24 protein-coding genes, 1 tRNA gene and 1 riboswitch are annotated in these 21972 nt (G+C 37.0%); of the genes, 6 read left to right on the top strand and 19 right to left on the bottom strand.

Features of this window, described 5'->3' with window-relative positions:
• Position 1 precedes the first annotated feature (1 nt).
• On the bottom strand, positions 2-358 hold the full coding sequence (locus RDV78_05090) for an Asp23/Gls24 family envelope stress response protein (protein ID MDS1029879.1): 357 nt from the start codon (positions 356-358) through the stop codon (positions 2-4).
• Between the two features lie 253 nt (positions 359-611).
• Between RDV78_05090 and rpmB the strand changes: the two genes are divergently transcribed.
• Positions 612-800 carry a 50S ribosomal protein L28 gene (rpmB, locus tag RDV78_05085; protein MDS1029878.1) on the top strand — a complete coding sequence of 63 codons (189 nt, stop codon included), beginning with the start codon at positions 612-614 and terminating at the stop codon, positions 798-800.
• Positions 801-951: 151 nt separating this feature from the next.
• Positions 952-1173 (top strand): hypothetical protein, encoded by a 222-nt coding sequence (locus RDV78_05080; GenBank protein ID MDS1029877.1) that lies wholly within the window; start codon positions 952-954, stop codon positions 1171-1173.
• Here RDV78_05080 and yfcE read toward each other — a convergent pair.
• The 11 genes from yfcE to rlmN all read right to left on the bottom strand — a co-directional run bounded on the left by yfcE (position 1164) and on the right by rlmN (position 11845).
• A complete protein-coding gene (gene yfcE, locus RDV78_05075) occupies positions 1164-1715 on the bottom strand; it encodes a phosphodiesterase (GenBank protein ID MDS1029876.1) in 552 nt (183 codons plus the stop codon). The genes RDV78_05080 and yfcE overlap by 10 nt on opposite strands.
• A 4-nt stretch (positions 1716-1719) precedes the next feature.
• Positions 1720-2292: an ECF transporter S component gene (locus RDV78_05070; GenBank protein ID MDS1029875.1), complete on the bottom strand. Its 573-nt coding sequence runs from the start codon at positions 2290-2292 to the stop codon at positions 1720-1722.
• Between the two features lie 81 nt (positions 2293-2373).
• Positions 2374-2497: riboswitch (FMN riboswitch) on the bottom strand.
• Positions 2498-2774: 277 nt separating this feature from the next.
• The gene (gene rpe, locus RDV78_05065) at positions 2775-3434 is read right to left on the bottom strand and encodes a ribulose-phosphate 3-epimerase (protein ID MDS1029874.1); all 660 of its coding nucleotides are present in this window, start codon (positions 3432-3434) and stop codon (positions 2775-2777) included.
• Positions 3435-4310, bottom strand: coding sequence for a ribosome small subunit-dependent GTPase A (gene rsgA, locus RDV78_05060; protein MDS1029873.1), 876 nt, complete (start codon positions 4308-4310; stop codon positions 3435-3437).
• An 18-nt stretch (positions 4311-4328) separates the two neighbouring features.
• Positions 4329-6200 carry a Stk1 family PASTA domain-containing Ser/Thr kinase gene (pknB, locus tag RDV78_05055; protein ID MDS1029872.1) on the bottom strand — a complete coding sequence of 624 codons (1872 nt, stop codon included), beginning with the start codon at positions 6198-6200 and terminating at the stop codon, positions 4329-4331.
• A gap of 4 nt (positions 6201-6204) precedes the next feature.
• Positions 6205-7596, bottom strand: coding sequence for a penicillin-binding transpeptidase domain-containing protein (locus tag RDV78_05050; protein ID MDS1029871.1), 1392 nt, complete (start codon positions 7594-7596; stop codon positions 6205-6207).
• Positions 7593-8858, bottom strand: coding sequence for an FtsW/RodA/SpoVE family cell cycle protein (locus tag RDV78_05045; protein ID MDS1029870.1), 1266 nt, complete (start codon positions 8856-8858; stop codon positions 7593-7595). Before RDV78_05045 ends, RDV78_05050 begins: the two co-directional genes overlap by 4 nt.
• Before the next feature lie 18 nt (positions 8859-8876).
• Positions 8877-9581 carry a Stp1/IreP family PP2C-type Ser/Thr phosphatase gene (locus RDV78_05040; protein MDS1029869.1) on the bottom strand — a complete coding sequence of 235 codons (705 nt, stop codon included), beginning with the start codon at positions 9579-9581 and terminating at the stop codon, positions 8877-8879.
• On the bottom strand, positions 9559-10020 hold the full coding sequence (locus RDV78_05035; protein ID MDS1029868.1) for an FHA domain-containing protein: 462 nt from the start codon (positions 10018-10020) through the stop codon (positions 9559-9561). The genes RDV78_05040 and RDV78_05035 overlap by 23 nt, the downstream gene beginning before the upstream one ends.
• A 1-nt stretch (position 10021) precedes the next feature.
• On the bottom strand, positions 10022-10786 hold the full coding sequence (locus tag RDV78_05030) for a DUF3662 and FHA domain-containing protein (GenBank protein MDS1029867.1): 765 nt from the start codon (positions 10784-10786) through the stop codon (positions 10022-10024).
• Positions 10787-11845, bottom strand: a complete 1059-nt coding sequence (gene rlmN / locus RDV78_05025) for a 23S rRNA (adenine(2503)-C(2))-methyltransferase RlmN (protein ID MDS1029866.1) — start codon at positions 11843-11845, stop codon at positions 10787-10789.
• Between the two features lie 176 nt (positions 11846-12021).
• On the opposite strand from rlmN, the gene RDV78_05020 reads away from it, so the two are divergent.
• A complete protein-coding gene (locus RDV78_05020; GenBank protein MDS1029865.1) occupies positions 12022-12807 on the top strand; it encodes an undecaprenyl-diphosphate phosphatase in 786 nt (261 codons plus the stop codon).
• 8 nt (positions 12808-12815) lie between these two features.
• Here the strand turns inward: RDV78_05020 and RDV78_05015 are convergent, their stop codons facing one another.
• Together RDV78_05015 and RDV78_05010 are read right to left on the bottom strand one after the other, a co-directional pair.
• Complete coding sequence (locus RDV78_05015; protein MDS1029864.1) at positions 12816-13547, bottom strand: flagellar motor protein MotB; 732 nt, start codon at positions 13545-13547, stop codon at positions 12816-12818.
• Positions 13528-14319 (bottom strand): flagellar motor protein, encoded by a 792-nt coding sequence (locus tag RDV78_05010; GenBank protein ID MDS1029863.1) that lies wholly within the window; start codon positions 14317-14319, stop codon positions 13528-13530. Before RDV78_05010 ends, RDV78_05015 begins: the two co-directional genes overlap by 20 nt.
• A gap of 155 nt (positions 14320-14474) precedes the next feature.
• Between RDV78_05010 and RDV78_05005 the strand changes: the two genes are divergently transcribed.
• The gene (locus RDV78_05005; GenBank protein ID MDS1029862.1) at positions 14475-15431 is read left to right on the top strand and encodes a DUF4910 domain-containing protein; all 957 of its coding nucleotides are present in this window, start codon (positions 14475-14477) and stop codon (positions 15429-15431) included.
• A gap of 8 nt (positions 15432-15439) precedes the next feature.
• Here RDV78_05005 and rsmB read toward each other — a convergent pair whose 3' ends face one another.
• The 5 genes from rsmB to priA are packed head-to-tail and all read right to left on the bottom strand — an operon-like array spanning position 15440 to position 21269.
• Positions 15440-16795 (bottom strand): 16S rRNA (cytosine(967)-C(5))-methyltransferase RsmB, encoded by a 1356-nt coding sequence (rsmB, locus tag RDV78_05000; GenBank protein ID MDS1029861.1) that lies wholly within the window; start codon positions 16793-16795, stop codon positions 15440-15442.
• A 4-nt stretch (positions 16796-16799) separates the two neighbouring features.
• Positions 16800-17633, bottom strand: a complete 834-nt coding sequence (locus RDV78_04995) for a DUF116 domain-containing protein (protein ID MDS1029860.1) — start codon at positions 17631-17633, stop codon at positions 16800-16802.
• On the bottom strand, positions 17630-18571 hold the full coding sequence (fmt, locus tag RDV78_04990) for a methionyl-tRNA formyltransferase (GenBank protein MDS1029859.1): 942 nt from the start codon (positions 18569-18571) through the stop codon (positions 17630-17632). The genes RDV78_04995 and fmt overlap by 4 nt, the downstream gene beginning before the upstream one ends.
• A gap of 26 nt (positions 18572-18597) precedes the next feature.
• Complete coding sequence (def, locus tag RDV78_04985) at positions 18598-19044, bottom strand: peptide deformylase (GenBank protein MDS1029858.1); 447 nt, start codon at positions 19042-19044, stop codon at positions 18598-18600.
• A 14-nt stretch (positions 19045-19058) separates the two neighbouring features.
• On the bottom strand, positions 19059-21269 hold the full coding sequence (priA, locus tag RDV78_04980; GenBank protein ID MDS1029857.1) for a primosomal protein N': 2211 nt from the start codon (positions 21267-21269) through the stop codon (positions 19059-19061).
• A 140-nt stretch (positions 21270-21409) separates the two neighbouring features.
• On the opposite strand from priA, the gene RDV78_04975 reads away from it, so the two are divergent.
• Both RDV78_04975 and RDV78_04970 read left to right on the top strand, forming a co-directional pair.
• Positions 21410-21547 (top strand): hypothetical protein, encoded by a 138-nt coding sequence (locus tag RDV78_04975; protein MDS1029856.1) that lies wholly within the window; start codon positions 21410-21412, stop codon positions 21545-21547.
• A 140-nt stretch (positions 21548-21687) separates the two neighbouring features.
• Positions 21688-21762: transfer RNA gene (locus tag RDV78_04970), tRNA-Thr, on the top strand.
• The last annotated feature ends 210 nt before the right edge of the window (positions 21763-21972 follow it).

The following is a 21972-nucleotide window of genomic DNA, read 5'->3' as shown; positions in this document are numbered from 1 at the left end:
CTCAGTCCACAACTTTAACTCCCTGCACAATAACATTCACCTTTTGGATAGGAATACCCGTATATTCTTGCACAGTGTAATTAATTTTTTCCATTACATTATTGGCTACTTCACTAATCTTCGTACCATATCCAACTACAATATAAACATTAATTATTACTGTACTGTCTGAAATATTAACTTGAATCCCTTTTTTATTTGCTTCTCTTCCTAAAAGTTCAAATAAACCATCTTGAATTTTTTGAGATGTCATCCCAACTAACCCATAACATTCAGCTGCCGCATAACCTGCAATGGACGAAATAACTTCTTTGGAAATAGTGATTTTACCATACTCGGTTTGAATAGTATTTTTCAAATTATTTCCTCCTTTCCTAAGGTAATTAATATATTTACTATAACCAGAAATTATATACAGTATATAACAAAATAGACCTAAATCAATATATGAAAATTTCAACATTTAGAGCTTTAATACCTGCTGCGCGAAGAAACTTTTTAATTCTCAGGGAAACGGGCGGTTAAAAACTTGCTAATTTTTAATCCTTTTGGTAAAATAGAAAAGGTTTTTAATTTGGGATTAAATTGTCAAACTTTAAGGAGGTGGAAAAATGGCTAAATGTGAAATTTGTGGCAAAGTAAAAGCATCTGGAAATCAGGCCAGCCACTCCAATATAAAAACAAAAAGAGTATGGTCTCCTAACGTACAAAAAGTTAAAGCTATAATAGACGGTAGTCCAAAAAGAATTACAGTTTGTACTCGCTGCTTGCGATCTGGTAAAGTTCAAAGAGCTATATAATTAAATAAAGCTAAAATAAAAGTGGTTAGTTTTTAAAAACTAACCACTTTTATTTTAGGGGTTATTTGCCAACATTATTTATCCTTTATTACGCACTACAAAGCTCCTTTTTAATTATTATATAATGTAAAGATTCTGAAGGAGGCTCCATATGCGTACGAAGGAAGAAATTGTAGAGCAAGTAATAAGCGATCAAAATTACTTAACTGACTTAATTATTAAAAAAGGCATAGAACAAAATAAAGGCCGCAGCACACAAGAAATAGATATTGCTATGTTTTTTATCATAGACCGACTAAAAACTTTGTTTTGGGTACTAGAAGTAGAAGTTGAGGACAATAATGTACTAAAACCCTTAGGCTACTATAATTGAATTTCTGCCAAAATATCGCCGCTATAAATATTTAGTAATTTAAGCTCATTATTATCCCAAATCCCGACGCTAGGTATACCCGTTCCCTTTGGTAAAGAACAGCTACCAGGATTAAAGTAAACTGTGTCCCCTTTTTTTTCTAAAAGGGCTATATGAGTATGCCCTGTTATACAAAGATCGATTTTCCATTTTGTGCATAGTTGAACTAATTCCTCTGTACTTAATCGATAACCATGATCTACTAAAACTCTTTTATTGTTTAAAAAAGTAAATAAATACGGACTTGCAATAGGAAAATTTAAAACCATCTGATCAACATCTGTATCACAATTACCCCGTGCAGCCAGAATTGGTATGGGAAATTCATTTAAAACCTGAGCCAGTTCTTTAGGCTGATACCCTTTAACTAGCGGATTTCTAGGCCCATGATAGAGAATGTCACCGGCATGTAAAATCAGCTCAACTTCCTTTAACAATCCTTCTGTAATGGTTTCCCAAGCATTTAAATCTCCGTGAGTATCGCTTACTATACCAATTCTCATTTTCTCAACTTCTTTCCTTTCTTGGCTCTCTGCTGATATCCGTTAAATTAAATTCTAACCAAGAATGTACTTTTTTATAAATAACAAAAGTAGCCAATGAACTAACTGCTGCTTTTAACAAATTAAAAGGTATAATAGCAGAAGTAAGGAGAGGCAATACTTTTTCCGTTGGAATACCCCAAAGAGGGAGTAAAACAAAATAATTAGCAGTAGTCATTACTGCCGTCATTGCTATAGAACCTACGAATAAAGCAATAATTGCACGAGCTAAAGTTTTTTTATGCTCATAAATAGATCCCGCTACTAAAACAAAAGTACCTCCTGCTAAAAAAGCTGCTACAACTCCAATAATCCCTGCTGTAGATCTGCCCGAAATAAAGAATAAAAAATTTTTTAAAAACTCTACCAATACCCCAATCCAAGGCCCCCAGGCAAAGGCTGCGATTAGCGCCGGTATTTCACTAGGGTCATACTTTAGATAAGGTGGAAAAAAAGGTATGGGAAATTCAATTGTAAACATTAATAAAAATGAAATAACTGCTAATAAGGAAATCCTAACTAATTTTTTTGTAGACATGATAAACACCTCTTACTGTATTTAGTTTAAATAAAAAACCCGCTGGTTATCCAACGGGAGGAAAAATTCATAATGATGGTCTATCACCCTCTCTCATCCAGACTTTAACTGTCGGCTCTGGAATTACACCAGAATCAACCTTTTCAGCAAAAGGCTCGCGGGCTATACCGCCGGTAAGGAATTGCACCTTGCCCCGAAGGATTATATTAACTTATAATTTTTATTTATATTTTATTTTATTTTACCATTTTAATGGAATGTGTCAAGAAAGAATATAAGCCCAAACAATATGGGCTTATGTTTTAACGGTGCTTTGGTTTTTTGTTCATAAATTCAACAGAAGCAGTTAATTCTTATTGTTTAACTTATCTTTTAATTTATGCTTTAGAAAAACCGTCTAAAAATGGCTCTAATATAAAAAGGCAATCGGTTATTAAAAATAATAGCCAATTGCCTTTTTATATTGATAAATTTAACTTTATTTAATTATCAAGTGCCGCGGCACGAAGATTTTTAACTGCATCTGCTATGTTAGGTTGTCCAAATACTGCAGACCCAGCAACTAAAACATTGGCGCCGGATTTTACTACTTCCTTAGCAGTATGAGTATTAATACCTCCGTCAACCTCTAAGTCGATCTTTAGACCAGACTCTATAATCATTTGGCGCGCTTTTACTATTTTAGGGATTACAGCGGAAATAAATTTTTGCCCTCCAAAGCCTGGATTAACAGTCATTAGTAAAATCATATCAATTTGCGGCAATACGTACTCCAAAACAGTTAGAGGTGTTGCAGGATTTAGAGCAACTGCTGCTTTAACACCCTGCTCTTTAATATTTTGTATGGTTCGATGCAGATGGGGACAAGCTTCTGCATGTACAGAAATAATGTCAGCACCTGCCTGTATAAAATCAGGTATATATTGGTCGGGATTTTCGATCATTAAATGCACATCGAAAAGCAGTTTAGACTTTGGCCGTATTGCTTTAACCAGACTAGGCCCCAAAGTAATATTTGGTACAAAGTGTCCGTCCATAATATCTAAATGCAACATTTCTACTCCAGCCTTTTCAGCTGCCAGGATTTCTTCAGCTAAAAGACTAAAGTCTGCAGACAAAATTGAAGGTGCCAGTTGAACCATTTAATAACTCCTCTCCTTAGCTATAACTTCTACTAGAAAATCTAGATAATGTTCGTATCTCCTAGGATCTATTTTTCCTTCCTCCAGGGCCTGTTTTACTGCACATTCTGGCTCCGTATGGTGAAGGCATGTAGTAAATTTACATTGTTGCTGCAAAGAGAATTCCGGAAAGTATGAAGCCAGTTCTTCTCTTTTCATTTCAGGTAGATGTAAGCAGCTAAAGCCAGGGGAATCTGCCACGAATCCCCCCTCTTTTAAAGCTAAAAGAGATGTATACCTAGTTGTATGTCGTCCTCGTTGGCTCTTTCTACTTACTTCTCCTGTTTGCAGTTCTAAACCAGGCTCAACTGCATTTAACAAACTGGATTTGCCGACTCCTGACGGCCCAGCAAAAACAGAGATATTGCCATACAATTCATTTTTTAATTCTTGAATTCCTATTTCTTTTTTAGCGCTAGTCAAAATAGTCTGATAGCCAATCTTTTGATATAGCTGTTTTAGATCAGCTGCCACATTTTCATCAGCTAAATCTACTTTATTAAAACAAATTATCGGTCTAATCCCAGCATTTGTCGTCATAATCAACAGTCGATCTAAAAGCATTAAATCAGGCTGTTTATTGTTCAAAGGAATAACCAGAATAGCTTGGTTTACATTAGCTATGGCAGGGCGAAGGAGTTCAACTTTTCTAGGTAGTAATTCTTCGATTACTCCTTTCCCTTCCCCTTGCCTTGGCAATATCATCACCCGATCGCCGGGTAAGAAATCCTGTTTTTTTAGTCTGTACCTACCCCGCAGAGAACATTCATAGATACTATCATTTGTTTGAACGTAATAGAAACCACTGTAGCCTCGTATAATAATACCTTCGATCAAGCTTTTTCCTCCAAATCCTTAGGGAATAGCCTTTTTGTAAATTACTTTACCATCCTGAAGAAGTTCTAAGGTTCCCTTGCCATAATATTCTACTGTTGTGCTTACAGATTCTCCTGATTCGTGTATCTCATTATATTCTTCACGAGTTCCTTTTGAGTCAGAAACAATAATTTGAATTTTATGGGTGGCTCCATCATCAACAACCTCAAATTCTACGCTTGCCATTTGAGCTTCTGGCCCAGGTCCTTTACTAACTTTCAAGTCTACTTTTTGGTGACTTAATACATTTCTTCCCGCCGGTATGCTTTGTTCTATTACCTGACCGCTAAAATATTTATCGCTTATTTCTTCTGTAATTGTACCTATTTCAAGATCACTATTTTCGATTTCCTTTTTAGCCTCGTCTAAGCTTTTATAGAGCAAATCTGGCATTGAAATAAACTTCTGAGGTGAGCCTAAGCTAACAGTCAATGTAACTTCTGTTCCTACAGGTTGTTGAGTTTCAGGTTTAGGCTGTTGATCTACTACTTGACCTTTGGGAATTTGTTCATCATTTACTGTTAGCACATTTTTAACTACAAAGCCAGCATTAGTAATTGCTATTCTTGCTGCCCTTTCCGATAATCCAATAACCCCTGGGACAGTTTTTAAATCAGGTCCTGTGCTAACATCTAGTAGAATTGGTTGTGTTTTTTTAATCGTTTCCCCTGGTTGAGGATCTTGTTTAACTATCGTATTTTCAGGTACATCAGAATTACTTACCCTTCGGTTAATCTGGTAATGAAGCCCCGCTTTGCTTAAAATTATTTCCGCTTCAGCTAGAGTCTTACCCTCAACTGAAGGTACTTTAACTTCTTTAACAGCAAAAAGCTGTTCCATGCCAAGCCAAAACCCGCCAATTATTGCCAGCAAAAAAAGAGGAACGAGAAACCATACTAATGGTTTAGGTTTATGATTTATAGTTTCTTTAGATGGCTGTGGCTGTTGCTGTAGACGTTGCAATGGCTCCCGGTTCTGCCGAATGCCTGTTTTAACTGTAGGCAATACTTGAGTAGGCAATTCTCCGCTAAGATCTAAATGAACCTTTTCTAAGGCAAGCCTCATTTCGCCAGCGGAGGAATATCGCTCTTTGGGATCCTTGGCCATTGCTTTTAAAACAACGTATTCCAATTCTGGTGGAATTCCATGTACCAATTGACTTGGAGGAGTTACACTTGCTTCAATATGTTTAATCGCAATACCAATGGCGTTTTCCCCACTAAATGGAAGTTTACCTGTTAATAATTCATAAAGTACAACTCCTGCAGAATAAAGATCTGAATATGCCCCGGTAATTTCTCCTTTGGCCTGTTCAGGGGAAATATATTGCACAGATCCAACCATCATTCCAGTGTAAGTAACTGTAGCTGCTGTAGATGCTGCTTGAGCTATACCAAAATCAGTTACTTTTAATTTCCCGCTTTTAGTAACTAAAATGTTATGGGGCTTAATATCCCGATGGATAATCATATGTTCATGGGCATGTTCTAAAGCGTCCAGGATTTGCATTAAATAGTCAATAGCCTTCAATGGTTCCAAAGGAGCTTCTTGTTGAATAACCTCTTTTAAATTACTGCCTTCTACATATTCCATTACCAAATAGTGAAAGTCTTCCTCGTGCCCAACATCGTAAATACTAACAATATTGGGATGAGATAAACTAGCTACAGCCTGGGCTTCACGCTGGAATCTTCTGATAAAATCTGTTTCATTAACATACTGTTCCCGTAGTACTTTAATTGTTACAGTTCTGTTAAGTAATTTATCCTTGCCTTTATAGACTACAGCCATTCCTCCGCCGCCAATTTTTTCAATAACTTCGTAGCGGTTACCAAGTATTTTACCAATCATACACTCACCTCTCTCTTCCCAATGCAATATTAAACAAACTTTTAGCAATAGGTGCTGCCTGTGTTCCGCCCGCACCTTGGTTTTCCAAGATAACAGCAACAGCAATTTTGGGATTGTCCGCAGGAGCAAAACCTACAAACCAAGCATGACTAATGCCATTGGGGTTTTGTGCAGAGCCGGTTTTTCCGGCAACCTTTACACCAGGTATTTGAGCATTTCTTCCAGTTCCCCAATCTACAACTGCTGTCATTCCTTCAGTTACCAGTTGGGCAATTTCAGGTTCCAGTGGTTTTGCCAAATCCTTAGTTGTATTCCTGAAAACTGTAAATCCAGCAGGTGAGGTAATTTTCTGTACTAAATAGGGTTCCATCATTATCCCCTTATTAGCTATTGCAGCAGTAATTAAAGCCATATGAAAAGGGGTAACTAACATCTCACCTTGCCCAATACCATTTTGCGCCAAAGCACTTGAAGTTAGTTTCCTAGGTGGAATTACATAACTCTTTTTTATTGGCAATATAAATGGAATGCTTTTATTAAAGTAAAAGTTTTGCAAATTTGTATAAAAATCTTCAGGACCCAGCTCTAAAGCCAAATTAGTAAATACTACATTTGAGGAATAGGCTATTCCCTCCAGCATGCTAGGATTTGTTCTAATAATGGTGTCATGAATACGATGTCCCTCAACATCAATGTATCCAGGGTTAGGAAAATGCTGGCTCCAAAGATTAGGGTTTTTAGTTAAAGCACCACCAGCCATGGCAATTTTAATGACTGAACCAGGTGGGTACAGCCCTTGGGTTGCTCTATTTAATAAAGGACTGTTTTCCTCTCGATTAAGTGCCTCCCATTGTTGGCTAACTGAGTTAGAATCATAACTAGGAGAACTTACTAATGCTAAAACTGCCCCAGTCTGAGGGTCTATAGCTACTACAGCTCCCTTTCTGCCATCTAACATCCGATAAGCTTCCTCTTGCATGGATTTATCTATTGTAAGATAAAGATTAGACCCTTCTGGCGGTTTGCCTACTAAGCGGCGAAAATAATTAACATATTTTACCCCTCCCGTAATCCCTAATAGATAATTATCGTAATAATCCTCAATGCCAGTTTTGCCATATTTCCTGGAAACATAGCCCATAATATGAGCTGCACTTTCCTTTAGATAATATTTCCTTTCAGGTATATTTTGCCGATTGGTCTCAACAAGTATTTCCTTGTTTCGATCATAGATACTTCCCCGAATTGTGCTTTCCTCAACTTTCCATATCCTGCTGTTTTTAGGATGAGTTGTTAAAAAAGGCCCCTGAAACTGGCTAATATAGGTTAAGTAGAAAATTAAAACAGTAAAAGCAAGCACAAAAGACATAGCTACTTTATAAACATTTTTGTTCATGCCGAAACCTCCTCGGCAGAACTACCGACATTCATTACTAAACCAAGTAATATATAGCTAATTATTAAAGAGCTCCCTCCGTAACTTACAAAGGGCAGCGTAACTCCTGTTAAGGGCAGTAGTTTTAATACTCCACTGATAATAACAAAACTTTGTAGTGAAAGTAAAGTTGTTAAACCTGTTGCCAAGAGTAAACCAAATTCATTATCCGCCCTCATCGCTGCTTTAAAACCACGATAACCTAAAAGCAAAAACAAAATAATTAAACAAATGCCTCCTAAAAGACCTAATTGCTCTGTTAAAACAGAAAAAATCAAATCCGTTTCAGCAGCCGGAATGGCCTCCGGAAGGCCCAATCCCATGCCCGTGCCAAACATACCACCGCTTGCAATAGCGAAAAGAGATTGTGTTATTTGATAGGCCCTATCAACATGGTTCCAAGGGTCTAACCAAATCAGCACACGTAGGCGGAAGTGACCAAATATATGGTAAGCAGCAATGGTTCCTAAAGAAAAAAATCCTAAACCGATTAGTAAAAAAGATCCCCTACCTGTACTTGTATACAACATTACCAAAAAAATACCAAAAAAAATCATCGCAGCTCCAAGATCTTTTTGCAAAGCCAATAAACCCAAAGACATAAAGCTCATTAATAGCAGTGGCACAATTGCCCTAGGTTCTGGCAAAGCGAAAAAACCATAATTTTTACGTGCCATTAATATTTCTTTCGTATCTCTTAAATAACTGGCCAAGAAAAAAATAACTAATAACTTAACTAATTCAGCTGGCTGAAAGCGAAAAGAGCCAATTTGCAGCCAAGCTCGGGATCCGCCAATCTTTGTACCTAAGATAACGGTTATTAATAAAAAAATAATTCCTAAAACCATAAATACATATTTATATTCACTAAGAACTTGGTAGTTTTTAAAAAAAACAAGTATAATTCCGAAAGCTAAAAGGCTTAGCATTAACCATAACCATTGTCTTATGGCTAGATCAGGGTCAATGCGAAAAATAGCTAATAGTCCTAATGTTGAAAGCATAGCTGCTAGGGGCAATAGGAGCTCATCAGCCGCCGGATTAACCCAACTTAAAAGAAAATGAATAAGGAAGAAAGTTATTACTAGGATTAACGCCCCTAGGAATAGTTGTTTGCTATATTCTGGTGTTGTAAGTTTAAAAAGCAAAGCGCCAAACATAATCACTAATGTAACTAAAAATAATAATAACGCCTCTTGAGGGCGGCGTAAAATTTTCATCATATCACCTACGATGTAAAACTAAATTTGGATTAAAATAATAGTAATGTTATCCCCTGCTCCCCGGGAATAAGCCAGCTTTATCATGTCATCTACAGCTGATTCTAAGTCCTTCATTTCAAGTAAAATGAAGTATATTTCCTCATCAGACAAGAGATTGTGCAGACCATCAGTACATAAGAGTACAAGATTGCCCCTTTTAATTGACTTCTCAAAAATGTCAATATTTACTTGCTCTTCAGCTCCCAAAGCCCGTAATAATATATTGCGTTTAGGATGTCTTTGTGCTTCGTTTTCCGTGATACTTCCACTTCGGACAAGCTCTCCCACAAAAGAATGATCGTCAGTTAAATGAATAATTTCCTTTCCATTAAACAAATAAGCCCTACTGTCCCCAACATGAGCTAAAATTAACTTGTCATCCAGCACCTTAGCACAGGTAACCGTTGTACCCATTCCTTGCCTAGAGGCATTATTAAGTGAATTGGCATAAATCCTAGCATTGGCCTCACTCACAGCTTCCCATAAACTTTGTGCCGATGATATGGATATATTTTGCGAATAATTAACAATAATTTCCACCGCCATTTTGCTAGCAACTTCCCCGGCTAAATGTCCTCCCATTCCATCTGCTACAACAAAAAGCTTAGCATCTAGATCACAGTAGTAGCAGTCTTCATTAATTTTTCGCACTAGACCTGTTTCAGTTCGCGCTACGGCTCTCACTATCCCACCTCCCTACTTCAAATACAGCATCACCTAAGAGTATAATATCGCCGTTTTTAATCCTTTTTTTGCTATTAATTCTCTTACCATTTAAAAATGTACCATTGGTGCTGCCTAAATCTTCAAGAAACCACCCGTTAGCATTTTGGTATAAGTATGCGTGCCGGCCTGAGATATGAGGGTCTATGATTGAAATGGTACATCCTGAGTCTCTGCCTAACACTATCTCCCCCTTCTGTAAGGGATAAATATATCCTTCTTGTAAATTAGATAAATCTCCTGCTGCCTTTACCACTAGGCAATAATTGGTATCATGCTTTCTCTGGTAATTTTTATTTGCGGTTAAATCCTTGGTTATTAAACGAATAATCGAGAAAACAAAAATAAAAAGTATTGCCAAAAATACATAACGTAAAATGGCAATTATAAAATCAACCATCTCACTCCTCCTCAACCAAGAGCTCTGTCTTTCCTACCATAATTTTATCCCCCAACAAAAGCTTGCTTTTGATAATTTTTTGCCCATTAAGATAAGTTCCGTTAGTACTATCTAAATCAGTCAAAATATAGGAACCGCTTATATAATCTATGTGGGCGTGTTCCCTGGAAACGCTGTTATCATTGATTAAGATATCATTAAATACCTTGCGTCCTATGGTCATTCTATCACGTCTAAGGCAGAATAATTTTCCTTCATTAGGTCCATTTAAAACTCGTAATACTAATTTTCTAGTCTCTAAGGCTTGACTAATTTCATTTTTACTAAAGGTTAAAGTATCCCCAAAATGCTCTTCAGCTGTTCCAATGTTTTTCAAGCCATTTAAATCATCTTCCTCTATTTCCATGTAGTAGGCATTCACTTTTACAGATCCTTGGCTTAGCTCGTCATTGGATGTAATGCTAACCTTTGGATCTCCAATAATAGTAAAGTGTCTTTCCTGGGCTTTCTCCCTAAGAACATCTGCTATTTCCTGGCTAAATGCTTTTTCAATGGAGGCAAACCTTCTCCAATCCTGCTTACTTAAAAAAATCTCATAACAATTGGGCACATATGTTTTATTGATACTGTGTTTCTGGTTTTTTAGCATTGCCTGCACTGCCTTAGCTGCCACTTCTTGGGGCTGAATAGGACCTTTAAAACGTTTCTCTATCCAACCTTCCATCTGTTCTTCCAGGAAATTTTCAATACCCTTTAAAAATGACATTTACTCCACTCTCCTACGGCGCAATTGACCACACGCTGCGTCAATGTCACTACCTTTTTCTTCCCTGATAGCTACCTCTAGTCCAGATTCTTGCAGCTTTTGGGCGAATATTTTAACTATTTTATTTTGGGAACGTCTAAGCTTTGTTTCTCCAACAGTATTTAAAGGAATTAAATTTACATTAGCCTGCATACCCTTTAAAAGGTTACGTAATTCCAAAGCATCCTTCGCCTGATCGTTTTTGCCAGCTATTAAGGCATACTCAAAAGTAATTCTTCTGCCTGTAGAACTGATATAATCCCTACAGGCTGAAAGCAGTTCATCTAAGGGATATTTTTTATTTATAGGCACTAGCTCATTGCGTAAATTATTATTTGCAGCATGCAAAGAAATAGCTAAAACAATAGGCAGCTTTTCTTTGGCTAAAGCATTAATTTGAGGTACTAAGCCACTAGTTGAAATTGTAATTCTGCGCATACCAATATTTATGCCTAAAGGGTCATTAATAATGTTAATAGCTTTAAGTACATTATCATAATTCAACAAAGGTTCTCCCATACCCATAAATACAACATTGGTTACCTTTTTGCCGGGAAAGTTCCTTTGGACATCTTTTTGCATTTCTAACACTTGTCCCACTATTTCACCCGTAGTTAAATTTCGCACCCAACCGGAAAGTCCTGTAGCACAGAAAGGGCAGCCAATTGGGCACCCTACCTGGGTTGAAACACAAACTGTATGCCTATCCCTGCTTTCCTTACCAGTATAAGACATGCGAACAGTTTCAATTGTTTCTCCGTCCGGTAAAGAAAGCAAAAATTTCGTAGTATCATCTAATCGTGAAATTAATTTTTTTTTAATTTTTAAACCAGAGAAATCAACTTCTTGTTGAAGCTTCAAAGTTAATTCCTGAGGTAAGTTAGTCATTTTCTGAAAATCTGTAATGGCTTTTTGAAACACCCATTGGAATAATTGTTTGGCCCTATATTTTTTTTCGGCTAAGTCTTGAAATAAATCATAATACTCTTTTAAGGTCATTCCATGCAAGTCTTTTTTCATCGCCGAGATTATCCTCCAGAAACAAATCTTACAATAATAGTATAAAACAAAACATTACTAAGATATACTAGTACCTTGCTTGTAAAGGTATTTCTGTTCCTTAGTTGATTTTTTTTACCATTAACAATATTATTAGTGTGAGTGGAGTACAAATAAAAATTATGGAGGCGAAAAATTTGTCTATCATCCAAGCTATTATCTTAGGAATCGTTCAAGGTCTAACGGAGTTTCTCCCAATTAGCAGTTCAGGGCATTTAGTTTTACTTCAAAAATTCTTCGGAATTACTAATTCTTCCCTAGCCTTTGATGTTATCTTACATTTTGGAACTTTAATTGCTGTAATTATTTTCTTCTGGTCCGATATTATGTACATAATTAGAAAACCTTTTGGCAAGCTGCCCGTTTACCTGGTAATTGGTACTATACCTGCAGTAATTGCTGGTTTATTTCTTAACGACTTCTTTGAAAAATTATTCAGTTCGGGACAAACATTGGGGCTTGAATTTCTAGCCACGGGAGCCATCCTTTGGGTTGCTGAAAGTCTACGCAGCGGCCATAAAGGATTAAAAGAAATAACTGCCACCGATTCTTTATTCATCGGAGTAATGCAGGCTATTGCCATTTTACCTGCTATCTCTCGTTCAGGGTTAACAATTGCCGGTTCCCTCTTTCGAGGTTTAGACCGAGAATTTGCGGCTCGCTTTTCTTTTTTACTTTCAATTCCAGCTATCTTAGGGGCAACAGTACTGGAAGGTAAAAAATTAGCCACAACCGGTATCCCCCTTGACTCAATTTTAACATTGCTTCTTGGAGCATTGGCTGCAGCAGTTGCCGGTTATATAGCAATCAAATTTATGTTAGCGATTTTAAATAAAGGCTCACTGAAAGTTTTTAGTTACTACGTATTTGCCTTAGGTTTTCTAATCATTTTAGATCAATTATTATTTCACTTCTTCTTTTAAATACTATTTTAATTATCTGGTTCAACCCTATTATAAACAGTTTTTAGCAATACAATATCTACCCGCCTATTTTTAGCATAGTTACGCTCTCCATTATTAGGAACAACAGGTCGATACTCACCATAGCCAATAGCTGAAACTAATTTTGGGTTAAGACCTGTTTGTTCAGTCAAAATATGCACTACGCTAGTTGCCCTAAGCACAGACAATTCCCAATTAGATTTGAACTGATCATTATGAATAGCTAAATTGTCCGTATGTCCTTCAACCCTAATGTAACTAGGGATTTTCAGTAAAATACCACCTATTTGCTTAATAGTTTTGCGGGCTTGGGGAGTAAGTTCAGCTGATGCTTTAGGAAACAAAACTGTATCTTGAATACTGACCACTAAACCTCTTTCCTGCTGTGTAACGCTTATTTTTTGCTCCAGACCCTCTTCTTTGAGATATTTCTTTATTTCTTCAGCTACAGTATTATAAGCATTTTCGGGTTGATTAGGCTCCACTTCTATACCTATAGCAGGCGGGTTCTCGGAGATAAAGCCCCCATCTAAAACTGCCGTCCCACCGTTTAAGGCAGCATTTAAGGATGCCGCCATGGCTTCAAATTTTTGGGCATTAACATTGCTCATAGAATATAAAACAATAAAAAAGACCATTAACAAAGTAATTAAATCACTATAAGTTAAAAGCCAGCGCTCACTGTTATCTTTTTCAGCTTCATTCTTTCGCCTCGGCACTATCCTTACCTCCTACTGCTTCCCAGTCTTTAGCTCTTAAGAAATTGGTTAATCTAGCCTGGATAAACATTGGATTTTCTCCAGCTTGGATGGCTAAAACACCTTCTATCATCATTTCCATAACCATGGTTTCCTTATGGCTTTTGTTTTTTAGCTTAGCAGCAATAGGCAACCAAAGTAAGTTAGCCGAACTTATACCGTATAAAGTAGCGATAAATGCTACAGCAATGGCACCGCCAAGGGATTCTGGCTCATTTAAACTAGACAACACGTGAACCAAGCCCATTACTGTACCTACAATACCCATAGTAGGCGCATAGCCACCTGCTGCTTCGAAGATACCTATACCAACCTTATGCCTTTGTTCCGTAGCATAAATGGACAGCTCCATTGAATTCTTTACCATCGTTGGATCAGCAGCGTCCACAACTAACTGTAATCCTTTTTTTAAAAATTGATTGTCAACTTTCTCTAAATCACTTTCTAAAGCAATTAGCCCTTCTTTTCTAGCTTTGACGGCTAATTTAACAATAGTATCAATTGTGCCAATTAAATCTGGCTCTTTACCAAATAAAGCTACTTGAAGTATTTTCGGAAGATTTTTCAGTTCGCTTACGGAGTAACCCACCGCTGTAGCACCAATGGTACCACCAAAAACAATCATTGCCGCAGTGACCTGAAATAAAGAGCCAATTTCTCCTCCTTCAAGCAGATAACCGATTACTATTGAAATAATTCCAAATAATATACCACCTACAACTGCTATGTCCATGCTATTCCCCCGCTTAATTAGACTAATTGACACTTACAGGTAATAATTTGACAAAATAATAGAGAAACCCTTTCTATCTTACAATCTTTTTTAGCGGCTAATTTATTTTGTTATAAAAAAACTATATAATAGTTTATAAATTAGGAGGATAATAAATGAAACTATTTTTTAAAACCCTACTCTGCTTAATTATGTTAATCATTCCTGCTTTATTTTGTTATCCTCTATCTATATCGGAGGAAGTTCAGCAAAAGTTAACAACTACTTCTAAAATTGTTGCAAGTCCTGTCATTCAAAATTTGGAAAAACTCAAAGGAAGGGCAGCCGGTTCAAACTATGAAAAAAAAGCAGCCTCTCTATTAGCTAGGGAGTTTGCTGCTTTAAATTTGTCACCTATACGGGAAGGAAATCATTTTTATTTTCAGCCTTTTTTAATTCCTAAAAGAGTTTCTTATTATGAAAGAGGGAGATTAAAATTTAAGGGGCAGGGCCATGCCAAATTCCAATCCCAGAACGTAATTGGAATAATTCCTGGTAAGCTAGATAAATATCTAATCCTTAGTGCTCATTATGACGGGCAAGGCATAAATTTCCATAAAGTTTATCCTAGTGCTAACGACAATTTGTCCGGGATCGCTGCTCTTTTATCCATTGCGAAAAATCTCCGGGATCACGAAACAAATATTACTTATGTATTTATCGCTTTTGGAGCAGAAGAAATGGGTCTTTGCGGTTCGGAGTATTTTGCTCAGCACCTTCCTTTTCCTAAAGAAAAAATAATCGGCGCAATTAATATTGATACAATTGGCACTAATTCCGGGAAAATGATCATAGAAAGCAACCAAAAAAGTACTTTTGTTCACACAATTCAAACTAAACTGCTGCAATATGATTTAGATGTTTCATTAGACATAGCTAGCAGAAGAACTTCGGACCATTATCCCCTAGGATCCATTGGTTTAAATGCTCTTTCTGTCATGTCAGTAGATTGGAAAAATAACAATCATACTACTAAGGATTCTTTAGACAAAGTTAATTTTAAACAAGTTGACTTAGTATCTAGAGCACTTAGCGATGCCGCACTTTCTATGGGTGATACTTTTCTCCCATAACAATTTACTTAATTTCGAACCATACGTGCCATAAAAAAGCCATCTGTTCCATGAACATGAGGTAAGAACTGCATGCAACCTTTTTCGGCCAAGGAAATATCTTCATCTCTGGTAAGTTCAAAGGGCAGTAAATTCCGGATGCTATCTAGCTTAAATTCTTGGTGCAGATGGAGAAATTTTTTAATAACCTCTATATTCTCTTCCGGTGAAATTGAACAGGTGCTATATACTAATACCCCGCCTTGTTTCAAAGCTCCGCAAACCCCTTTTAAAATCTCTAACTGCAAAATGCTTAATTCTTTGATCTGCTTAGGATTTTTCTTCCATCTGGCATCGGGCCGCCTTCTAAGAACACCTAGGCCAGAACAAGGAGCATCCACTAATATGTAATCAGCCTGTCCTTGGTAGACTTGACCGATTTTTCTAGCATCTAAAAGATTAGGCTTAATGCTCTTTAATCCTAATCTTTGGCAATTTTGAGCTATAAGTTCTAATTTATGTTCATGCACATCGCAGGCGATAATTTGACAATCGTCTTTAGCCATTTGAGCTAAATGTGTGGTCTTGGTTCCTGGTGCCGCACAAGAATCAATCAGAAAACTGCCTGGTTTTGGTTGCAGCAAATAACTAACTAACATGGAACTTTCATCTTGCATTAGAAATAGGCCATTTTTAAAACCTTCTAAGTTTTCTAAGTTAGAAAAATTGCTAATAAGCAAACCCTCTGGAACGAATCTGCTTTGATCAACTTTAATGTCTTGAAGTTCCAATTGTTCTTTTAAGCTCTCCGGTGTCGTCTTTAAAGTGTTAGTTCTTATGCTGTTGGCAGACGGTTGATTATTAGCTTGGCAAAGTTCCATAGTTTCCTTTTCTCCAAACTCTTTTAACCATTTTTCTATAAGCCAAGCTGGATGTGAATATTTTAAACTAATGTGGCCAACAGGATCGTCAGCTAAACTAGGGAATTCTATGTTTGCTTTTTTTCGGATTAGGTTCCTCAAAACTCCATTCACCAGTTTTACAGTGCCAGCATGTCCATATTTTTTCGCTAAGTTCACACTTTCGTTAACGGCAGCAGATTCGGGAATTTTTTTCAAATAAAAAAGCTGATAAACCCCCAGACGTAAGATGTTTCTTATCCAAGGGGTCAGCTTTTTGAGCCCACTAGTTATAAATTGGCTTAAAATCCAGTCTAATGTATTTCGGCTTCTTGTTACACCATATACTAATTCGGTAGCCAACCCCCTCTCCAAAGTACTTAATTTCAGTTGTCCCAGGTAATGGCTCAAAGCTAAATTAGCATAGGCATCTTCAACTTCTATTTGGTATAGTACTTTTAAGGCAACTTCACGAGCCGATATCATTTAATCATCCTTTCTCAACATTCCTGACAAGTAGGTTACCATGAGGTAAATTGATTTCAAAAGGCTTTTGGCAGGGTAATTTTAAACAATGCTGTTCAAGAAGATGACAAACTGCTTCCTCTACCCGGGATATATTAACAGTTGTATTAAAGCAAGGCCCATTCGGTCTCAAATTTAACACTCCGATAACAGGCAGTGGATGAACTGCTTGAATGCCGCTAGTAAGATCACGTTCGCAAGCAATAGCGATTACAGCCTTTGGACGCTTTTCTTTGACGAATTTTCTCGCAAAGGTACCACCTGTAACCACAACTAAGTTAACATGATACTTTTCACACACTCCATGCAACTTATCAATAACACATTTTTCACAGCGCTTGCAATTTTGCACATCTAAAGTAATTTTATGAGGACAGCCGCTCCATTGTAGGCAATGGGGTGCTAAGATAAGTATATCGGCAGGCTTGAAAAATAGTTTTTGATTTAGTACTAATTCGTTATGAACAATAATGAAAGATCTTTTGATTTTTTCTTCTTCAATTTTGAATGCTCTTCCAATGCTTAGAGCTAGTGGGAATAAAAAATTAATGGCTGCGGAGATTAAATTTTGCATAGAGGGAGTAGTTTTCGCGCGCCATAAATTAACTATTAAGATCATTAAGCCCAAAGCAATCCCGCCAAGAAAGAATAATACTATTGTTCCCATAATCACTAATAAAATATAACTCAGCAGCTTATGACTGTTTAAAGCTAACATCCAGCCCATAAAAATTAGTGCGATGATTACCAGTAAACTAAGCAGTAGTAAGCCAATAAACAAACGTTTGCGTGTATTCATTGTTCTTCATTTCCCAATATAGTTTCCAGGTCAATTTTATTACCACAGATAAAAGCAGCTGCCGACATTTTTTTCTTGCCCTGAGGTTGTATTTCCGTAATTTTTAATCCTCCCTCACCGCATTTCACCAATATGCCATTTTTATTAGCAGCTATTATGGTTCCAGGTTGTACCTTTTTTTCATCTGGAACACATTCTCCAGCCCAAATCTTAAGGATTTTATTTTCAAGGGTGGTATAGGCCCCTGGCCAGGGATTCATGCCCCTAATTAAATTTAAAATTTGCTGATTTGATTGAGTCCAATTAATCTTTTCATTTTCCCTGGTTAAAGGTGGAGCAAAAGAAACTTTAGTTTCATCCTGAGGAATACGTGGGGCCTTGCCTTGGGCAATTAAATCCAAGGTTTTAAGCAATAATTGAGCGCCTTCTTCAGCTAAATTGTCATGAAGTTGACCTACTGTAGTTGTAGCGCCAATTGGAACTTTTTGCTGTAAAATAACATCTCCACTATCTAGGCCAGGTGTCATATACATAGTACTCACACCTGTTTCTTTTTCTCCATTAATAATGGCCCAATGAATTGGTGCAGAACCCCTATAGGCAGGCAATAGAGAACCATGAACATTTATACTGCCTAAAGTTGGTAAGGATAGTATTTCTGAGGATAAGATTTGTCCATAAGCAACTACGACAATTAATTCCGGAGCAAGCTTTTTTAAATAGGCAACATTTTCCGGATTTTTAACCTTATCCGGCTGAAACACTGGCAGACCCAACTCTAGGCATAATTCTTTGACTGGAGAAGGATAAACTTGGTTTCCCCTGCCTTTTGGGCGGTCAGGTTGAGTTACTACCGTTATTATTTCGTACTCTGTATGGACCAATGCTTTTAGACATGGCACAGCAAAAGAGCTTGTACCCATAAAAACTACCCGCAAACTTAACACTCCTTTACTTAAAATTTTTATACGAAACGCTCAACTTTATCCACAAAAAGAATACCGTGCAAATGGTCAATTTCATGCTGCAATGCCCTAGCTAAAAGCCCGGAGCCATTAATAGTAAATTCTTTGCCTTCCCTGTCTAGTGCCTTTACAGTTACTTTACTAGCCCTTCTAACCTCACCTTGAACGCCTGGAATACTTAAACAGCCCTCAGTATCAATTTCTTCCCCACTCATATCTCTAATTTCCGGGTTAATTAATTCCAGCAGACCTTCACCAACATCGATAACAACAACCTGCTTTAAAATACCTATTTGGGGAGCCGCTAAACCTACTCCATTAGCAGCATACATTGTATCCCTCATATTATCCAATAATTTTTCAATATTTGGTGTAATTTTGGGTACAGGTCTTGCTTTTTCTCTTAAAACCTGATCCCCTATTTTTACTATATTATATATGGCCATAATTCTTCTACCCCCTATAACATCCCAATTGGGTCAATGTCGATACTCCAACGGAGCTGACCTGCCAAATAATCTTGTTCATGATACCTTTTAAGGCAAGCAGCCACAAATTGTCGAAGTTTCTCTAAGTCTTCACTTTTCAAAATAACTTGCCAGCGGAACATATTATTTAATTTGGTTATTGGAGCAGCCGCCGGCCCTAAAATTTTTAAATCCCGTATTTCTGGCCTCTCAGACGTAATCAATTGAGCAAATCCTTGACATACTTTGGCAACTTTTTCTTCATTTTCCCCCATTAGTAATACCCGAATAATATGGCAAAAAGGAGGATAATTTAATTCCTTACGCAATATTATTTCCTTTTGATAAAATTCATTAAAGTCTTGTTTCTGGGCATATAATAAGACGTCGCTTTCCGGCAAATAAGTCTGAATAACTACTTCACCTTGGACAATTCCCCTTCCTGCCCTACCCGCAACTTGAGTTAGCAGCTGGAAAGTTTTTTCCCTAGAACGAAAATCTGGGAAATTTAAGCTAAAATCGGCACTTATTACGCCTACCAAAGTAACATTATGAAAGTCCAAACCCTTAGCGATCATCTGTGTACCAACTAAAATATCTGCTTTTTTTTCCTGGAAAGACTTTAACAGCTCTTGTCTATACCCTTTTTTGTTGGAAACATCGTTATCTAAGCGAACTATCCTGGCCTCTGGGAATAGACTTTTAACTTCTTGTTCCACCTTTTCAGTTCCTAAACCAAAGCCCCTAATTCTTAAGGATCCGCAATTGGGACAGACTTTTTCTGCCGGCTGACGGTATCCGCAATAGTGACAACGCAAATCGTGGCTTGAAGCATGATAGGTTAGGGAAATATCACAGGCCTTACAACGAATGGTATAGCCACAATCCCGGCAAATAAAAAAGCTGTTATAACCTCTTCTATTTAAAAATAAAATTGTCTGTTCCCCTGTTTCTAAACGAACACTTATTTGCTGTTTTAAATAATTACTAAAAATACTAAAATTGCCCTGTCTAAGTTCATCTCTTAAATCCACAATCTTAACTGCAGGCAACGGCTTCCTGTTTACCCTAGTTTTGAGAGAAAGCAATTGATAATGGCCGATGCTAGAATTATAAGCAGTTTCCAAAGAAGGAGTTGCACTACCTAAAAGAACCACTGCCTTATTCAATTCACCCCTTTTTAGGGCGACTTCCCGAGTATGGTACTTAGGTGCAGTTTCTTGCTGATAACCACCTTCATGTTCTTCATCTATAATAATTAGTCCCAAATTGGTAAAAGGTGTAAAAACAGCTGAACGTGCCCCAATAATAATTGATACTTGACCACTGACAATTTGAGCCCACGCTTCACTTTTTTTCTTTGAACTAAGATTACTATGCCAAGCCACTACTTCTGAACCAAATCTTTTTTTATACCGCTCAATCATTTGCTCCGTTAAAGCAATCTCTGGTAATAAAACTATTGCCTGTTTTCCATAGGCTCTGTTATAAGCTAAAGCTTGCAAATATACTTCTGTTTTTCCGCTTCCCGTAACACCCCACAGCAATTGGGTCGTAAATTGCCTTTTATCTATTGCCTCTTTAATATACTTTAAGCTAATTTGCTGTTCATCAGTTAAAGGCAGCGGATCTTCTGTAGCTGTTAAAGCATCCTTTTCCTGCCAAGAATAGAACTCCACAATTCCTTTTTGGGCCAAAACTTTTAAACTGTATAAAGAAGCACCTGTTTTATTAAGTAAATCTGCAACCTTCATATGCCCCTCAGTGCTCAATTGCTCATAAAGAGCCTTTTGTTTTGGGGCATTCTTAAATTTAGCCATAATTTCATGGTGCTGCAAATTAATACTAAGTTTAACTCCTTGCTCAGACCGTGTCGGAACATAATTGTTAACTTGAGGTATCATAGCCTGCAATACAGTGCTTAACGGACACATATAATACTCAGCCATCCAATGGGCCAGCTTAATTAACTCTTCGGTGCAAAAGGTAGTAGCATTCCTTACTTTGATAATATCTTTTATATTGTCAAAATTTGTTTTTTCTATGAAGCCCGTTACAAAACCACCTACTACTCTATTGCCAAAAGGAACAAGTACCCTACTACCAAGCCGAATAGCTTGCTCAAGTTCTGCAGGAATTCTATAATGAAAAACTCGATCCAATTTGCGATTAGCTACTTCTATGATTATTTCGGCATAGGGCATTTTTATTCCCTCCATTTTAAATATTATACCAAAATTAAACCTTAGCATAAAGCTAAGATAGCAGATACCAGCAGCGCCATTATTAGTATAGTATTTTTTGATTTGAAGGTGGAACATTAAAATGGAGGAGGTGATGTTAAATGTCTAATAAATTAAGCTGTCCAATGGATAACTGTCAGTTTAACTGCGAAGGTGGATGCCAAAAAAACTTCCCGGAATTAAAAGCAGAAAATAGTGCCAAAACAAAGGAATGCCCTAGCTGCTTTCAAGCAAAATAAATAAGCTAAACCTTAAGAAGCTTAAACCTTAGGGTTTTGGCTTCTTTTCCTTATTTACTTTATGTATTTTACTTATTTTTATTTATTCTTGACAATATAAAAATAATTATTTATCATATATGCTGTATCATGTAAAGATTGCTGATGTGGCTCAGGGGTAGAGCAGCGCACTCGTAATGCGCAGGTCGTGGGTTCAAATCCCACCATCAGCTCCAGATATACCAAGGCTTTTGGCTATTATGCTGAAAGCTTATTTTTATAAAATGCCGCTCAAATGTCGCCTTTCCATTATTTTGTAACTTCTTAGTTTTGCAAAATGTAAAGATGTAATCGAGTAGGAGCTGAATAATTAATTAATTCAGCGTCCTCTCACACCACCGTACGTACCGTTCGGTATACGGCGGTTCAATAGAATTAATGTACTT

It is taken from the genome of Bacillota bacterium LX-D, assembly GCA_031628995.1.
Lineage (GTDB): Bacteria > Bacillota > DUOV01 > DUOV01 > Zhaonellaceae > JAVLUO01.
Note: the sequence above shows the minus strand (reverse complement) of the source record. Positions and strands in the feature narration are given on the sequence as shown.

What these genes read in the sequence shown, in the direction of transcription:
- RDV78_05050 (MDS1029871.1), bottom strand. Translation starts at nt 7,596, where the DNA reads ATGAACAAAAATGTTTATAAAGTAGCTATGTCTTTTGTGCTTGCTTTT.
- yfcE (MDS1029876.1), bottom strand. Translation starts at nt 1,715, where the DNA reads ATGAGAATTGGTATAGTAAGCGATACTCACGGAGATTTAAATGCTTGG.
- pknB (MDS1029872.1), bottom strand. Translation starts at nt 6,200, where the DNA reads ATGATTGGTAAAATACTTGGTAACCGCTACGAAGTTATTGAAAAAATT.
- RDV78_05045 (MDS1029870.1), bottom strand. Translation starts at nt 8,858, where the DNA reads ATGATGAAAATTTTACGCCGCCCTCAAGAGGCGTTATTATTATTTTTA.
- RDV78_04995 (MDS1029860.1), bottom strand. Translation starts at nt 17,633, where the DNA reads ATGAATACACGCAAACGTTTGTTTATTGGCTTACTACTGCTTAGTTTA.
- priA (MDS1029857.1), bottom strand. Translation starts at nt 21,269, where the DNA reads ATGCCCTATGCCGAAATAATCATAGAAGTAGCTAATCGCAAATTGGAT.
- rsmB (MDS1029861.1), bottom strand. Translation starts at nt 16,795, where the DNA reads ATGATATCGGCTCGTGAAGTTGCCTTAAAAGTACTATACCAAATAGAA.
- rpe (MDS1029874.1), bottom strand. Translation starts at nt 3,434, where the DNA reads ATGGTTCAACTGGCACCTTCAATTTTGTCTGCAGACTTTAGTCTTTTA.
- RDV78_05005 (MDS1029862.1), top strand. Translation starts at nt 14,475, where the DNA reads ATGAAACTATTTTTTAAAACCCTACTCTGCTTAATTATGTTAATCATT.
- def (MDS1029858.1), bottom strand. Translation starts at nt 19,044, where the DNA reads ATGGCCATATATAATATAGTAAAAATAGGGGATCAGGTTTTAAGAGAA.
- RDV78_05030 (MDS1029867.1), bottom strand. Translation starts at nt 10,786, where the DNA reads ATGTCATTTTTAAAGGGTATTGAAAATTTCCTGGAAGAACAGATGGAA.
- rlmN (MDS1029866.1), bottom strand. Translation starts at nt 11,845, where the DNA reads ATGAAAAAAGACTTGCATGGAATGACCTTAAAAGAGTATTATGATTTA.
- RDV78_05010 (MDS1029863.1), bottom strand. Translation starts at nt 14,319, where the DNA reads ATGGACATAGCAGTTGTAGGTGGTATATTATTTGGAATTATTTCAATA.
- RDV78_04975 (MDS1029856.1), top strand. Translation starts at nt 21,410, where the DNA reads ATGTCTAATAAATTAAGCTGTCCAATGGATAACTGTCAGTTTAACTGC.
- RDV78_05070 (MDS1029875.1), bottom strand. Translation starts at nt 2,292, where the DNA reads ATGTCTACAAAAAAATTAGTTAGGATTTCCTTATTAGCAGTTATTTCA.
- rpmB (MDS1029878.1), top strand. Translation starts at nt 612, where the DNA reads ATGGCTAAATGTGAAATTTGTGGCAAAGTAAAAGCATCTGGAAATCAG.
- RDV78_05080 (MDS1029877.1), top strand. Translation starts at nt 952, where the DNA reads ATGCGTACGAAGGAAGAAATTGTAGAGCAAGTAATAAGCGATCAAAAT.
- RDV78_05035 (MDS1029868.1), bottom strand. Translation starts at nt 10,020, where the DNA reads ATGGTTGATTTTATAATTGCCATTTTACGTTATGTATTTTTGGCAATA.